Source organism: Bacteroides sp. 2201st1_D9_2201SCRN_220225, from assembly GCF_040928965.1.
Lineage (GTDB): Bacteria > Bacteroidota > Bacteroidia > Bacteroidales > Bacteroidaceae > Bacteroides > Bacteroides stercoris.
In genome coordinates this window covers 1-15,463 of the sequence record NZ_JBCODG010000090.1, presented here as the reverse complement: position 1 = coordinate 15,463, position 15,463 = coordinate 1, and the positions used below count along the sequence as shown (strand labels likewise).

Here is a 15,463-nt window from a genome sequence, read left to right as displayed (position 1 = left end):
TTCCTCTTGGACTTGAACCAAGGACCCTCTGATTAACAGTCAGATGCTCTAACCGACTGAGCTAAGGAAGAATGTTGCATTTAAGTTTTTCTTTTGCTCTTCCTCTTGGACTTGAACCAAGGACCCTCTGATTAACAGTCAGATGCTCTAACCGACTGAGCTAAGGAAGAATGTTGTTTTTTCTCAAATGCGCTGCAAAAGTAATAGGATATTTTGAAATATGCAATATCTTTGCAAAAAAAATATCAGAAATGGATAAAATAATTGGATTGGGAAACGCATTGGTCGATGTGTTAGCAACCCTTGACAGTGATGAAATCTTAACTAAAATGGACTTGCCCAAGGGCAGTATGACGCTTATAGATGAAGATAAGTTACTGAAAATCAATGAAGAATTTAGCCGTATGAAAACTCATTTGGCTACCGGTGGCTCTGCCGGAAATGCAATCCGTGGCATGGCGCAGCTTGGAGCGGGAACCGGGTTCATCGGAAAGATAAATAATGATTCTTATGGTAACTTTTTTCGGGAAAGTTTGCTGAAGCATGGAACGGAAGCTGATTTATTAGTTTCAGATACATTGCCTTCGGGAGTGGCGTCTACTTTTATATCTCCGGACGGAGAGCGCACGTTCGGCACATATTTGGGAGCAGCGTCTACGTTGAAAGCGGAAGAACTGTCGCTGGAGATGTTCAAGGGATATACTTATCTGTTTATAGAGGGTTATCTGGTACAGGAACACGATATGATTCTCCGGGCTATTGAGTTGGCCAAAGAAGCCGGTTTGCAGGTTTGTCTGGATATGGCAAGTTATAACATCGTGGCAGGCGACCATGAGTTCTTCTCTTTGCTGGTAAATAAATATGTGGATATTGTTTTTGCCAATGAGGAAGAGGCGAAGGCGTTTACCGGTAAAGAACCTGAGGAAGCGTTGGATATTATCGCTAAAATGTGTAGCATTGCCATTGTAAAGGTGGGAGCGCGCGGCTCGCTGATTCGTAAGGGAACGGAAGAAGTACGTGTTGAGGCTGTGCCGGTGGCGAAAGTGGTTGATACTACCGGTGCCGGAGATTTTTTTGCGGCAGGTTTTCTATATGGGCTGACTTGCGGATATTCTTTGGAAAAGTGCGGAAAAATAGGTGCTATCCTGTCGGGTGAGGTAATACAGGTGATTGGAACGGAACTGCCGGATTCAAAGTGGGAGAAGATAAAGGAAGATATAATAATGATAAATTAGAATATATGAAATATTTAAAGATACGTTGGATAGCTGTCCTATTGGTAGCAGTAGGTACAAGTTTCTTTTTTGGGTTTAAGAGTGGAGACAACCGTAGTTTTCAGGTAGCAAAGAATTTGGATATATTCAATTCTATAGTAAAGGAATTGGATATGTTTTATGTGGATACGATAGACCCGAACAAGACTATCCGTACCGGCATCGAATCCATGCTGTATTCACTTGACCCCTATACGCAATATTTTCCGGAAGACGACCAAAGCGAACTGGAACAGATGTTGAAGAATACGTATGGCGGTATCGGCTCTATCATAACCTGGAATACCAAACTGAAGCGTTCCATGATAGCCGAACCTTACGAACATATGCCGGCGGCTACCGTAGGCCTGAAGGCAGGCGATATTCTTATGGAAATCGACGGCAAGGACCTTGCAGGAAAAAATAATCAGGAAGTTAGCGAGATGCTTCGCGGGCAGGTAGGCACGAGCTTCAAACTGAAGGTGCAACGTCCCGGAACGGAACAGCCGTTGGAATTCGATATCGTTCGTCGTTCTATCCAGTTGCCTTTTATTCCTTATTATGCAATGTTGGATAACAACATCGGTTATATCAACCTGAGCACTTTCTCCGGTAATCCTTCCAAAGAGTTCAAGCAGGCATTTCTTGATTTGAAAAAGCAGGGAATAACTTCTTTGGTTATCGACCTGCGTAATAACGGCGGCGGTTTGCTGGACGAAGCCGTGGAAATAGCCAACTTCTTCCTGCCGCGCGGCAAAACACTGGTGACAACGAAAGGAAAGACCAAACAGGCAAGCAATACGTACAAGACGTTGCGTGAGCCGCTGGATTTGGAAATTCCGCTGGCTGTGCTGGTGAATAGTGCAACAGCTTCTGCATCGGAAATCCTGGCAGGTGCATTGCAGGATTATGACCGTGCAGTAGTGGTGGGTAACCGTACATTTGGAAAAGGGCTTGTGCAGACCACCCGTCCGCTGCCTTATGGAGGCACAATGAAACTGACAACTTCCAAATACTATATTCCGAGCGGCCGTTGCGTGCAGGCTATCGACTACAAACACCGCAATGAGGACGGCAGCGTAGGACGTATTCCGGATAGCTTGACTACCGTATTCCATACTGCTGCCGGACGTGAGGTACGTGACGGTGGCGGAGTTACTCCCGATATTACCGTCAAGCAGGATAAGTTGCCTAATATCCTGTTCTACTTGGTGAATGACAACTTGATATTTAATTACGCTACGGAGTATTGTTTGAAGCACCCCACGATTCCGGCTCCTAAAGATTTTAAGATAACGGATGCCGACTATGCCGACTTTAAGGCGATGGTACAGAAAGCAGATTTCAAGTACGACCAGCAGACTGAGAAGATTTTGAAGAACTTGAAAGAAATGGCGGAGTTTGAAGGATACCTGACGGATGCGTCCGACGAATTCAAGGCTTTGGAGAAAAAGCTATCTCATAACCTGGAGCGTGACCTCGACCACTTCTCAAAGGATATAAAGGAGATGATTGCAGTGGAAATTATCAAACGTTATTACTATCAGCGTGGAAGTATCATCCAACAGTTGAAAGATGATAAGGACCTGAAAGAGGCTGTCGGGATATTGACTGCTCCGGAAAAATATAAAGAAATGCTCAGTGTCCCGCCGGTTAAGCCGGATGAAGGCAAAAAGGAAAAATAAAAAAGGAAAAATAAAAAAACATCATCATAATCTTTATTTAAACCGAAATAGTCCGCTATTTCGGTTTTTTAGTTTCTATCTCGTTTTTGTCCCGTTGTGCGTATGTGTGTAATCCTCTATTTTTGTAAAAATAGAACGAAATAAGTGTTAAGGGGAGTTCCCTTTAGTGCTCCTGCGCTTTCCTAAAATTACTGGTATGCTGAACGAAGGAGCCATAAGCAAAACACAGACAAATTATGATGAAAAAACTGTTTTGGTTGGTGCTGTCAACCGTGATTTTGACAGGACAAAGTATTTTTGCTCAAGAAGCTGATTCCGAAGTCCAATCTTCTCAAAGAGAGGATTCTTTACTGCAAGTGGTAAATGAACTCTCCGACAGAGTACAGAAAACCGAAGATGCGGCACGAAATGAGAGAATATGGAAAAAAAGAGCCAAGTATTTTAATATCGGTTATATTACAAACCAAACGTTGACGGATAAAGTAGATGCCGAAGCGGAATGGAAAAGTGATTTCGGTGTTTCTCTGACTTTCGGAAAAACGTATTACCTGCATAAGAAGCCGTTGCTGAATATGATTAAGTTCGGTATTGACGCAACATGGTTTGAACTTTCGTATGCCAAGTATTCCGAACCGGACGTCTTTGCGGAAGGAGGTTCGTACACACGTGCTTATAATGATTACAGCAGTGATTATGAAGACTATTACGAGGAAGATTTTGATTTGGGTATTCATCAGATAGATGCGTCTATGCACGTAGGTCCCTCCGTCACAGTCAATCCGGTAGGCGATTTGAAAGTGGCTGCCTATTTCCATTATGTGCCTACTTATTCTATGGTGGTCATCGATGACAGCTTCGGACACGGATATGTTTCCAATTTTGCGTTTGGTGCTTCTGTTGCCTATAAAGCAATTTCGGTCGGTATAGAGCATCGTTGGGCGAAGAAAGCTACTTATAACGGACTTTCTTTTGATGAGGAAGGTATGGATTATGATGCTCCGGACTTTGAGGATGTAATTGAAAGTGACAAGTGGAAGATGAAGTCAAAATCCTTCCGTGTATTTTTGAGTTTCAGATATTAGGATTCATCACAAAAAAAGCACAGGGTCTCACAGCTTTGGGGAATCCGGTAAGCATTACCCGCATCCGGAACAAAAGAAAACTCTGTGAGGCTCTGCGCTTTTTTTGTGGTGAAGGATAAGAAACCTACCGCTCGGTATAATCTCCGTTCTTTCTGATAAGTTCAATCAGCTTTTCTACGGCTTCCTCTTCGGGGATATTCTTTTCGATACACTCCTTTTTCTTATACAGGCTGATTTTGCCCCGTCCTGCACCTACATATCCGTAATCGGCATCGGCCATTTCACCGGGACCGTTGACTATGCAACCCATGATTCCGATTTTGAGTCCTTTCAGGTGTGATGTAGCTTGCTTGATGCGGGCAATGGTGCTTTCGAGGTCGTAGAGCGTACGGCCGCACCCCGGACAGGATATGTATTCGGTTTTGCTGGTACGGATGCGTCCTGCCTGCAGGATACCGAAAGCCGTGGTGTCTACAACCTTGTCGTCTATCGCCTTATCGCCTTCCTTGCCGGTTTGGTTGAAAAGGAAAATACCGTCGCAGAGCCCGTCGATGATGAGTGCTCCCATATCAGCAGCCGATTTGATTTGCAGATTTTCAGTTTCAGTCTCAGCGTAATGCTGGAAGAAGACAAGTGGATTCTTTAATCCTTCATTCATCAGTTGGTGCGCCAATGCACGGTATTCACCCAGTCTGTTGGGATGGTTGCTTTGTGCGACAAGTACCACTTCCGGGTGGTATTTCAGTCCGGCAATTACTTCGTCGTTCAATCCCATATAGGTGATAAACAGAAATTTCAGTGATGCGCTGCATCCGCTGATAAACGGCAGCTGTTCGCCTTTAAATGCAGGCCATGTGTTGGCTTGTCCTTCCCAAAGGTCGGCATCGATAATGTATTGTATGCCTTCGGTGGGAGATTCGGGCAGTTGACGGCCCACGTATACATAGTCGGGCATAAACTGCGGATTGAAATCCATATTGCCGTCCAAGCGTGCGGCAACGACAACGGGAAGGTTTTCTCCGCCTATATTGCGCACGGCTGTCGTGGCTCTGCGTTCAGGAGACAAGTACTGGAATTCGGGAGCTACAGCACCCGGTATGTAAGGGTGGTTACGGCGTTGTACAATATAGTCCGTCAATTTCCGGGCAACAGGAATTTCTGCTTCGGGAGCTTCACTTAAAGATACGCGGATGGTATCACCCAACCCGTCTGCCAGCAAAGCACCTATGCCTAAGGCCGATTTGATGCGTCCGTCCTCACCGTCACCGGCTTCCGTCACACCGAGGTGCAAGGGGAAGTGTATCCCTTCTTTCTCCATGATGTGGGCAAGCAAACGTACGGTTTTCACCATGATTACCGTATTGGATGCTTTGATGGAAATGACTACGTCCATGAATTGCTCCGCAACGCAGATTCTCAGAAACTCCATGCACGATTCTACCATGCCTTCGGGAGTGTCTCCGTAGCGCGACATGATACGGTCGGATAACGAGCCGTGGTTCACACCGATACGGATAGCCGTGTGATTGGCCTTACAGATATTCAGAAACGGGACGAAACGGTCGCGTATCTTCCGGAGTTCCTGTGCATATTCTTCATCGGTATACTCCAGATGCTTGAAAGTACGTGCGGAGTCTACGTAGTTGCCCGGGTTGATACGGACTTTTTCCGCATACTGCGCTGCCACATCTGCTACTTTCGGGTTGAAATGCACATCGGCCACCAATGGGGTCATGTAGCCGTCCTGACGTAAGGCTGCGTTGATATTCATCAGGTTTTCTGCTTCTTTGACACCTTGAGTGGTAAGACGTACGTATTCTCCACCGGCATCCACAATACGTTTGGCCTGTGCTACACACGCATCGGTATCTTGCGTGGAAGTGTTGGTCATACTTTGTATGCGGATAGGATTGGAGCCGCCCATAGGGGTGGCTCCGATATTCACTTCTGATGTTTCCCGTCGGGAATAATTGAATATATCCACGTTATTAGTGATTAATGGTCAGTGATTATCAATCACTTCTTTCAGTTTGTTTTATACTCGTATTTAACTTCTTTCAGGTCTTCGTTTGCTTTCACGATTTTCTTTTTCAGACCTTCTTTATAAGCAGTAAAGGCTTCTGCCAGTTCCTTGTCGCTCAATGCAAGCATTTGTACGGCAAGAATAGCTGCGTTCATTGCTCCGTTGATGGCTACGGTGGCCACAGGGATGCCCGGAGGCATCTGAATGATGGAATAAAGCGCATCCACTCCATCGAGTACGGAGCCTTTTATGGGCACGCCGATTACAGGCAGTGTGGTATTGGCTGCAATAACGCCGGGCAGGGCTGCTGCCATGCCGGCTGCCGCGATAATAACTTTAATTCCGCGTTTACGTGCCCCTTTGGCAAATTCTTCTACTGCTTCCGGAGTACGGTGGGCGGAGAGGGCGTTCATTTCGAACGGTACATGCAAATCGTTGAGCAACTGTGCGGCCTTTTCCATGACAGGAAGGTCGGAAGTACTGCCCATGATGATACTAACAATTGGAGACATATTATTTAAATTAGTGGTTAGTGATTAGCGTTTAGTGATTAGTGTTTAGTGATTAGGGGATTGATGAGAAAAGATTTTAAAACAAATTATTACTGCTAATTATTACTGCTAATCATTACTCCTAATTACTAAACACTAATCACTAAACGCTAATTATTAATCAGTGCTTTGTATGCTTCTGCATCCAGCAGTCTGCCGAAATCTGCATCGGCAGCGGGTTTGATTTTGATGAGCCAGCCTTCGCCATACGGGTCTTTGTTAACCAGTTCGGGCTGCTCTTCCAATGCTTCGTTTTGTTCCAGCACTTCTCCGGCAACGGGCAGGAAAAGGTCGGAAATGGTTTTTACTACTTCGATGGTGCCGAATACTTCATCGGCTGCCAATGTTTCGCCTACGGTTTGGATGTCGACAAATACGATATCTCCCAATTGTTCTTGGGCGTAATCGGTAATTCCTACATAAGCTACATCTCCTTCGAGACGAATCCATTCATGTTCTTTCGTGTACTTTACATCATTAGGAAAATTCATAATCGTTAGTTTTAAGAGTTAATATTTGATATTTAAAATAAGAATATGCTGAATAGACGGAATAACAGTTTGCTGAGCGGATGAAGTACCAGCAAGGTACAAATCAGTCCTACGGCAAATCCGCCCATTACCTCACCGAGCGTATGGTGTTGCAGGATAATCCGTGCCGTGCCCAATACGCCTGCTACGAGAATGAATATACACAGCCAGCCCACCGGATTGTATCCGAACAGGGCACTGAAAGCAACCAGCCCACCTATTATGGCACCGGCTCCCGCCATGTGTTCGCTGAGTTTCCATTTCAGGTTGACAATGACACAGATAATCATCACGATAAGAGAGGCAAAGATAATTCCTGTCATATACCAGGGAATGTTCAGCCGGTGCATCATGAGCAGGCAGAACACATAGGAAGTGATAGTCAGGATGAAAGGCACATATCTCCGTTTCCGTTCCGTTAAATCCTCAGGAGTGAATCCGTTGATTTTGCGAAAGAGGAAAATGGTCAGTGTGGGCATAAGGATTGTAAAACAATATACCACGCCCAATGCAATCAACTTGTATTGCAGGGGCATGATTCGCAGGTATGAGAATACGAACAGAATCAGAAATGCCATGAAAGGTATGGAGAATGGTGTAAATATCATCGAAATTACCCTGGCTGTCCTGATAAGGTTTTTATCTGCTATAATATGTTGTTCTATTGCCATTTTTTTATTTTTGCATTATCACTCTACCGTTTGGATTGCCTTGTGCCGTTTCTATTTTCTCAGCCTTGCTACCGGAATGTTTAATTGCTGGCGGTATTTGGCTACGGTGCGGCGGGCAATGGGGTATCCTTTCTTTTTCAATATCTCGGTCAGTTCGTCATCGGTATAGGGTTTCTTCCTGTCCTCGTTGTCGATGCATTCCTTGAGTATTTTCCGTATCTCCCGGACTGACATTTCTTCGCCGTCTTCCGTAACATATCCATCGTTAAAGAAGAACTTCAGCGGGTAGATGCCGTAGTTGGTTTGTACATATTTGCTGTTGCTGACGCGGGAGATGGTTGAGATGTCGAGTCCTGTGCGCTCGGCAACGTCTTTCAATATCATAGGGCGAAGCAATGACTCGTCACCGTCGAGAAAGAAAGGGCGTTGCAGGTCGATGATGGCCTGCATGGTAGTCATCAGGGTATTCTGCCGTTGCTTGACGGCATCGATAAATCCCTGAGCTGCATCCATTTTCTGTTTCAGGAACATCATGGCCTCTTTGGATTCCTTGGACTGGTTTGCCTTGTTCTTGGTGTGTTCCTCTACCATTTCGGTGAAATCGCGGCTCATGCGCAGTTCGGGAACATTCCGGTTGTTGAGCGACAGGTTGATAGTGCCGTCGTCATAGGTATCCACAATAAAATCGGGTACGATTTGTTGCAGGTTCTTGCCGATAGCTTCACCCAAAGACGCTCCCGGACGCGGATTCAGTTTGCAGATTTCTTTTATGGCTTGCTGGAAAGCATCTTCTTCCAGCCCGAGTTTCTGTTGTATTTTGTCCCAATGCTTACGGGTGAAATCCTCGTAGCATTCGGAAATGATTGCTTCTTCAATATAAAGAATCGGATTGGGAGTGAAGTGCTGCTGTTCTATCTTGCGCCGTATCTGGATGAGAAGGCATTCCTGCAAGTTGCGGGCTCCCAATCCGGCAGGGTCGAAATCCTGAATGATTCTCAATGCTTCTTCCAGTTCTCCGGTAGTGGCTTCGATGCCGGCATAAATGGCAAGCTCATCGCTGATGCTGTCCAGTGATTTGCGCAGCAGCCCGTCGTCGTCCAATGAGCCGATGAGATATTCGGCCAATTCACGCTGGTGTTCGGTAAGGTTGCGCTCACCCAGCTGTTCTTTCAGGGTTTCATAGAAGGAAGTCGTATCGGAGAAAGGTATCTCTTCGGCTTGTTCTCCCTTGCTGTGGTTGTTTTCCTGTAATTTATAGTCGGGTATGTCATCCTCGTTGAGATAGTCGCTCAGAGAATCGTAATCGGTATCTCCACCATCTTCTGCATTGGAGTCTGCATCGGGGGTATTGGAATATTCATCGCCGGATGTATCATCTTTTCCCTCTTCCAGTGCCGGATTTTCCAGAAGTTCGGCACGTACGCGGTCTTCCAGCTCTATTGCCGGAAGTTCCAACAGCTTTACTACCAGAATCTGTTGTGGTGACAGCGTCTGTATCTGCTGCTGCGCTTGGGTTTGTATCTGTCGGGAGCCTTGTGCCATAAGTTACATTATTTATCCGCTGCAAAGATAAGTTTTATCTTCGCACTTTTTGCAAAAATAGTGAATAGTTCGGGAACGAAAAATCTTCTTCTGTTATATTTAACAAGAAAGCTGCGGTTCGGTTGTTTTTTCTTGTTGGGTTGTAAGTCTGTATTTCCTGATTTTCCTTATCCTTTCAAATATTCTCTTTATCTTTGTGGTATAACAACTAAAACTATGAACATTATGTTTGCTAAAGAAACGTATATACAGCGTCGGGCCCTGTTGAAGAAAAATATAGGCTCAGGAGTGTTGCTGTTTTTGGGTAATGACGAACAAGGACTGCATTATGAGGACAATACTTTCCGTTATCGTCAGGATTCTACCTTCTTGTATTATTTCGGTTTGTCGTTTGCCGGTTTGTCGGCGATTATCGATATTGATGAGGACAAGGAGATTATATTTGGCGATGAACTTACGATTGACCATATCGTATGGATGGGAACGCAGCCTACCCTGAAAGAGAAAAGCGGGCGTGTGGGCATAACGGAAGTAATGCCTTCTGCCGAAATCATGAACTATCTGCATAAAGCAGTGCGCAAGGGACAGACAGTGCATTACCTGCCTCCCTACAGGGCGGAGCATAAATTGAAACTGATGGAGTGGTTGGGCATTCCGCCTGCACGCCAGGAAGGTTCTGTTCCATTTATCCGTGCAATTGTGGCACAACGCAGTTATAAGTCTGCCGAAGAAGTAGAAGAGATAGAAAAGGCATGTAATGTGACGGCTGATATGCACATTACGGCTATGAAAGTACTTCGTCCGGGTATGTACGAATACGAAGTCGTAGCAGAAATGAACCGGGTGGCCGAATCCAATAATTGCGAGCTTTCTTTTGCAACGATTGCCACTGTCAACGGACAGACTTTGCACAATCATTATCATGGCAATAAGGTGAAGCCGGGAGATTTATTCCTGATTGATGCCGGTGCGGAAGTGGAGTCGGGTTATGCGGGCGATATGTCCTCTACCGTTCCTGCCGATAAAACGTTTACCCCTCGTCAGCGGGCTGTTTATGAAATTCAGAATGCAATGCATCTGGAGGCTGTCAAAGCGCTTCGTCCGGGTATTCCTTATATGGATGTTTACGACCTTTCCGCCCGCGTAATGGTAGAGGGCATGAAAGAACTCGGTTTGATGAAAGGCAATGCCGAAGATGCTGTACGCGAAGGCGCACATGCCTTGTTCTATCCTCATGGATTGGGGCATATGATGGGGCTGGATGTGCATGATATGGAAAACCTCGGCGAGATTTGGGTTGGTTACAACGGTCAGCCTAAGAGTACGCAGTTCGGTCGTAAGAGCCAGCGTCTTGCCATTCCTCTGGAACCGGGTTTTGTACATACCGTTGAGCCGGGCATTTATTTTATCCCCGAACTGATAGACCTTTGGAAAGGAGAGAAGAAGTTTAAAGACTTCATTAATTATGATAAAGTGGAAGAATACCGTAACTTCGGAGGTATCCGCAATGAAGAAGACTATCTGATAACGGAAACCGGCGCACGCCGTTTAGGCAAAAAGATTCCGCTGACACCGGAAGAAGTGGAAGCGTTGAGATAGTTAAAGATAACTGAGAGTTGAAAATTACCGTGTAGCACAATGGCGGCACTCATTTTCAACTCTCAATTTTTTAATTCTCATTTTTTTAAGTGTGTAGCTCCAATACAAACCGTGTGCCTTTCGCATAGCTACTGTCCAATGTAAGGCTGCCATCCATTTTGGCGGCAATCAGTGCGCAGATGGGTAATCCCAGACCATCGCCCTGTGTCAGGTCTTTTACTTCGGTAAAAGGCTTGAATATGTTTTCGCGCTGTTCTTCGGCGATGCCGCAGCCTGTATCGCTTATGATGAACTGATGTGTATGAGCGCCGCGTTTTTTGAAGTCCAGCCCTATTTTTCCGCCGGCGGGGGTGTATTCGGCCGCGTTTTCAAGCAAATGTAGTAAGATGCGTTCCAGGTGTTCCGGATTAATCTTTATGTTCAGTTTGGGAGCATTGACAATGAGGGATACATCTTCCTGTACTTTGCCGCGTATTTTGTTCATAACGTTTTCACAGAAAGCCGAAATATTCTCTTCTTGCATTTCATACGGTTCTGATAGGCTGTTTTCCAGTTCGGACAGCTCTTGTATGTGAGCGGAGAAAGTACGCAATGCCTGTACGCCGGGCAGCTTCGGGTCGAGAGTGCCCAATGTAGGCTCCATCTGGGCGGAGATATTTTGGATGAATTCGGTCTTCAGTTCATTGTGTTCGTTGGCAATGCCAATTGCTTTCTTTTGTTTGCGTGTCAGTAGGATGAAGCGTAGTAATATGATGGCTCCTGCCACTAATGCTGCCGCTAAAATGGCTGCCAGGACGCAAAGACCGGTGATGATATGCTGTTTGGAGGAAAGAGAGTCGTCTTTTTCCTGAATGATAGTCAGACTTTCATTATATTTCTTTTTCAATGCATTCAATTCTTTCTGTGCAGTGAGTGCTTTAACAGAATCTGTCCAGGTAATGTATTTGTCGTAAGTACGCGCCATTAATTCTGTATCGTTTGCCCGAAGGGCAATGTTTATGAGATTTTGATAGCATTCATCCGCTTTGGCGTAGTTCTTTTGTTGCTTATACTGTTCTATCAGTTTCTTGAAAGCTGTATCTCCCTGCGAATTCATGCCGAAAGTGTAGTAATAGCTGGCTTGGGTATACAGAAAGTCATTGCTTAGAGAGTCATTTTGGGCAGCTTTGGCTGTTTCTTCCAGTCTGTTTAACTGTTCTTTGGCACGGGTGGGGTTTCTGAGGCTGATGTACATTTGCAGACGTTCTTTGTTGATGCGGAAACGTAAATCAGGAAAGTCCTTTTTGAGTTTTTGTTCGCCGGTTCTCACCAACAGTTCGGCATTGCGCAGCAGTTCGAATGCTTCTTTATAATAATTCTCCCGGTGATAGAGGGCGCTGGCATTTACACCGCATTTTACAGCCTGGGCATAGTTTTCTTGCGTGGCGAAGGCATTGTAAGCCTGTAAAAAGAGATAGCGTGCCTTGATGTATTCTTTCTTTGCCAGATTTTCCTGTGCCTGTTTCATCAGTTCATCAGCGCGGTTTTGTGCAAATGTTTGGGTACACAGGCAAAGGAGAACCGCAAGAAGTATGGGAATGCTTTTTTTCATTATAACCGGATTTGTTTTGTTTGCCTACAAAGTTAAAGTTTTCTTTGTCTGTTGTATGCGGATGTTTGTAATTCCCTGTCAGAATTAACAGAATGTTTGGTATGGCAGGAATTTTTGTCCGGACCGAAGCTGTTTGCCGGTTCCGGACAAAGAGATTGTTTGGGTGTCGGGTTAGTATTTGAAACTACTGCCGCCTAAGAACTCCCTGAGTAGGGATGTCGGCGGAATTTCCTTATCTTGTACCGGAGTGAAGTATTTGATGAACTTCATAAGCCGGTAGGCTTCGGCGTATTCCGGACAGTTGCGCGGTACGCTGGTAAGGATAGGTTCTGCATGGCAACGCAGTACGGCAAATTCAAACAAGAGGGCGGAATTGAACATGACATCGGCATTTTCCTGATAGGGGAATATCCATTTGTCTTCACCGGCACGTACGCTGGGCCAGCGCGAAATGGTTTCTTGTGCTGAATATCCCCGATAGTTGAAGTCGCGGATGATGCGGCGCAACAGGCGGTTGTCCGTAGTAGGAATCCAGTTGTGATCGTCCAGTGAGATGGTGGTCAGTGCAGATACATAAATTTTGTATTTGTTTTCGGCAGGAATCTGCGGAGTGAGCTCCGGATTCAGGGCATGGATTCCTTCCAATATAAGAATGGTGTGCTCGTCAATGCGCAGTTTGTCTCCCTTGTATTCTTTTTTGCCCAATGTGAAGTTGAATCGGGGAAGTTCCACTTCTTCTCCCCGTAGCAAAGCTTGCAATTGATTGTTGAACAGCTCAAGGTCGAGGGCGTAGAGAGATTCGTAGTCATAATTGCCGTTTTCGTCCAGCGGGGTGTCTTCCCTGTCTACAAAATAATTGTCCAGAGAAATGGGGTAGGGGCGCAGGCCGTTGGTCATCAGTTGCACCGAAAGCCGTTTGCTGAAAGTTGTTTTTCCGGACGAAGAAGGGCCGGAGATCAATACGAGCTTTACGCGGTCGCCGTTTTCTCCCCGGTGATAGATTTCATCGGCAATCTGAGCAATCTTTTTCTCCTGAAGGGCTTCTGCTACGTTAATGAGGTCGGTTGCATGTCCGGCTTCGCATGCCAGATTGAAGTCGCCTACATTGCTTAACCCCATGATGTAGTTCCAATGCAGATGTTCCTTGAATACATCAAGCATCTTTTCCTGTTTTACCACTTCTTCCAGTACGGTCGGGTTTTCTTTGTTGGGGATACGCAGCAGCAGACCGTCATAATATTTTACGATGTCGAACAGCTTGATAAAACCTGTGCTGGGCAACAGGTTACCATAATAGTAATCTACCGTATCTCCCAATGTATAATAATAGGTGTATATAGAGCCGGAGGTTTCCAACAGCTTTACCTTATCGTTCATTCCCCGTTCGCTGAATACCCGTACGGCTTCGGTGGTATGGCATTCGGTACGACGGAAAGGGATGTCCTCGGCTATGATTTCCTGCATCCGCTTCTTGATTGCCGACACGTCTTCCAGCTCAATAGGACGTCCGATGCGGAGATTGCAGAAATAGCCCTTGGATACGGGATGCTCTACAAACAGCTTCCCTTCCGGGAACAATTCGCTGACAGCCTTATATAGGATAAAACAAAGTGAGCGGACATATGTACGCATGCCGGAGGAATCCCGTACATCCAGAAATTCCACATCTTTATTATTATATACCCGGAAATTCAGCCCTTCGGAACGGTTATTTACTTTGGCGCTGACCACTTGATAGGGGAAATTAAGATTAAAACCGTAATAAATATCCAAAAGTGAGCTCCCTATAGGGAATTCTTTATAAATATTATTATTTTTGCAACAAATTTGTAACATATGTTTCATGGTGTCTTTTTTTGAGATTATTAATACGCTAAATATAGGACATTATAACAAATGGTACAATGAAACACTTTAACTAATTAAAGATGGAATATTCTTTTTATGATTTTTTAAAGCTGCTTGGCTCATTGGCATTGTTCCTCTACGGAATGAAAATTATGAGTGAGGGACTTCAAAAATTCGCCGGCGACCGCTTGCGGAAGATTTTAACCGCTATGACGACCAACCGGGTGACCGGCGTTCTGACAGGTGTGCTTATAACAGCGCTTATCCAGTCCTCTTCTGCAACTACGGTTATGGTAGTGAGTTTTGTCAACGCCGGGTTGCTGACCCTGTCACAATCTATAGGTGTTATTATGGGGGCCAATATCGGTACTACTGTTACTGCCTGGATTATTTCAGCATTAGGTTTTAAAGTCGACATAGCTGCTTTTGCTCTTCCTCTCTTAGCCTTTGGCATTCCTCTCCTCTTCTCTCAAAAAAGTAATCGCAAATCCATCGGTGAATTTATTTTCGGTTTCTCTTTCCTGTTTATGGGGCTTTCTTATTTGAAGAACAATGCACCCGATTTGAGCCAGAATCCGGAAATGCTGGCTTTTGTGCAGGATTATACCGATATGGGGTATATATCCGTACTGCTTTTTGTGCTTATAGGAACGGTACTGACCATGATTGTGCAGGCCTCTGCTGCAACGATGGCGATTACGCTTATCATGTGTGCGAATGGCTGGATTAGCTTCGAACTGGGAGCGGCACTTGTTCTGGGTGAGAATATAGGAACAACCATAACAGCCAATCTTGCGGCACTTACCGGTAATACGCAGGCCAGGAGGGCTGCATTGGCGCATCTGGTATTCAATGTGTTCGGTGTTATATGGGTGTTATGCCTGTTTGTTCCTTTTACGCAGGGAGTATCATGGTTTGTGGAAAATATAATGGGAACCAAAGACCCTGCCGTTGCCGTTTCCTTTAAGCTGTCGGCTTTCCATACTTGTTTTAATATCTGCAATGTGTTGATATTGATATGGTTCGTGAAGTTTATAGAGCGTACGGTCTGCGCCATTATTCCGCAGAAGGAACAGGACGAGGAATAC

Annotated in this window: 12 protein-coding genes and 2 tRNA genes; 5 read left to right on the top strand and 9 right to left on the bottom strand. The window is 45.3% G+C overall.

Annotation, left to right across the window (positions count from 1 at the left end; translation table 11 throughout):
• Together AB5903_RS19930 and AB5903_RS19925 are read right to left on the bottom strand one after the other, a co-directional pair.
• A tRNA-Asn gene (locus AB5903_RS19930) sits at window positions 1-69 on the bottom strand.
• A gap of 27 nt (window positions 70-96) precedes the next feature.
• Window positions 97-170: transfer RNA gene (locus tag AB5903_RS19925), tRNA-Asn, on the bottom strand.
• Window positions 171-251: 81 nt separating this feature from the next.
• Between AB5903_RS19925 and AB5903_RS19920 the strand changes: the two genes are divergently transcribed.
• From AB5903_RS19920 to AB5903_RS19910, 3 genes are all read left to right on the top strand, one after another.
• Window positions 252-1,235 (top strand): adenosine kinase, encoded by a 984-nt coding sequence (locus AB5903_RS19920; RefSeq protein WP_016660840.1) that lies wholly within the window; start codon window positions 252-254, stop codon window positions 1,233-1,235.
• 5 nt (window positions 1,236-1,240) lie between these two features.
• Window positions 1,241-2,938, top strand: coding sequence for a S41 family peptidase (locus tag AB5903_RS19915; protein WP_016660839.1), 1,698 nt, complete (start codon window positions 1,241-1,243; stop codon window positions 2,936-2,938).
• A 236-nt stretch (window positions 2,939-3,174) separates the two neighbouring features.
• A complete protein-coding gene (locus tag AB5903_RS19910; protein ID WP_195657858.1) occupies window positions 3,175-4,020 on the top strand; it encodes a hypothetical protein in 846 nt (281 codons plus the stop codon).
• Window positions 4,021-4,144: 124 nt separating this feature from the next.
• On the opposite strand, the gene AB5903_RS19905 is transcribed toward AB5903_RS19910, so the two are convergent.
• The 5 genes from AB5903_RS19905 to rpoN all read right to left on the bottom strand — a co-directional run bounded on the left by AB5903_RS19905 (window position 4,145) and on the right by rpoN (window position 9,337).
• The gene (locus tag AB5903_RS19905) at window positions 4,145-6,004 is read right to left on the bottom strand and encodes a 4-hydroxy-3-methylbut-2-en-1-yl diphosphate synthase (protein WP_074713726.1); all 1,860 of its coding nucleotides are present in this window, start codon (window positions 6,002-6,004) and stop codon (window positions 4,145-4,147) included.
• A gap of 41 nt (window positions 6,005-6,045) precedes the next feature.
• A complete protein-coding gene (gene purE / locus AB5903_RS19900; RefSeq protein WP_005655343.1) occupies window positions 6,046-6,555 on the bottom strand; it encodes a 5-(carboxyamino)imidazole ribonucleotide mutase in 510 nt (169 codons plus the stop codon).
• A 149-nt stretch (window positions 6,556-6,704) separates the two neighbouring features.
• Window positions 6,705-7,085, bottom strand: coding sequence for a glycine cleavage system protein GcvH (gcvH, locus tag AB5903_RS19895; protein ID WP_005655342.1), 381 nt, complete (start codon window positions 7,083-7,085; stop codon window positions 6,705-6,707).
• Between the two features lie 32 nt (window positions 7,086-7,117).
• Window positions 7,118-7,795, bottom strand: a complete 678-nt coding sequence (locus tag AB5903_RS19890; RefSeq protein ID WP_368118152.1) for a hypothetical protein — start codon at window positions 7,793-7,795, stop codon at window positions 7,118-7,120.
• A gap of 51 nt (window positions 7,796-7,846) precedes the next feature.
• Window positions 7,847-9,337, bottom strand: coding sequence for an RNA polymerase factor sigma-54 (gene rpoN / locus AB5903_RS19885; RefSeq protein ID WP_005655338.1), 1,491 nt, complete (start codon window positions 9,335-9,337; stop codon window positions 7,847-7,849).
• Window positions 9,338-9,562: 225 nt separating this feature from the next.
• Here rpoN and AB5903_RS19880 point away from each other — a divergent pair, with 225 nt between their 5' ends.
• Window positions 9,563-10,936 carry an aminopeptidase P family protein gene (locus AB5903_RS19880; RefSeq protein WP_040315996.1) on the top strand — a complete coding sequence of 458 codons (1,374 nt, stop codon included), beginning with the start codon at window positions 9,563-9,565 and terminating at the stop codon, window positions 10,934-10,936.
• Window positions 10,937-11,021: 85 nt separating this feature from the next.
• Here the strand turns inward: AB5903_RS19880 and AB5903_RS19875 are convergent, their stop codons facing one another.
• Window positions 11,022-12,527, bottom strand: a complete 1,506-nt coding sequence (locus AB5903_RS19875; RefSeq protein ID WP_005655335.1) for a HAMP domain-containing sensor histidine kinase — start codon at window positions 12,525-12,527, stop codon at window positions 11,022-11,024.
• A gap of 171 nt (window positions 12,528-12,698) precedes the next feature.
• Window positions 12,699-14,372, bottom strand: a complete 1,674-nt coding sequence (locus AB5903_RS19870) for a nucleoside kinase (RefSeq protein ID WP_005655334.1) — start codon at window positions 14,370-14,372, stop codon at window positions 12,699-12,701.
• An 83-nt stretch (window positions 14,373-14,455) separates the two neighbouring features.
• On the opposite strand from AB5903_RS19870, the gene AB5903_RS19865 reads away from it, so the two are divergent.
• On the top strand, window positions 14,456-15,463 hold a 1,008-nt coding region (locus AB5903_RS19865), incomplete at its 3' end, for a Na/Pi cotransporter family protein (protein ID WP_368118150.1).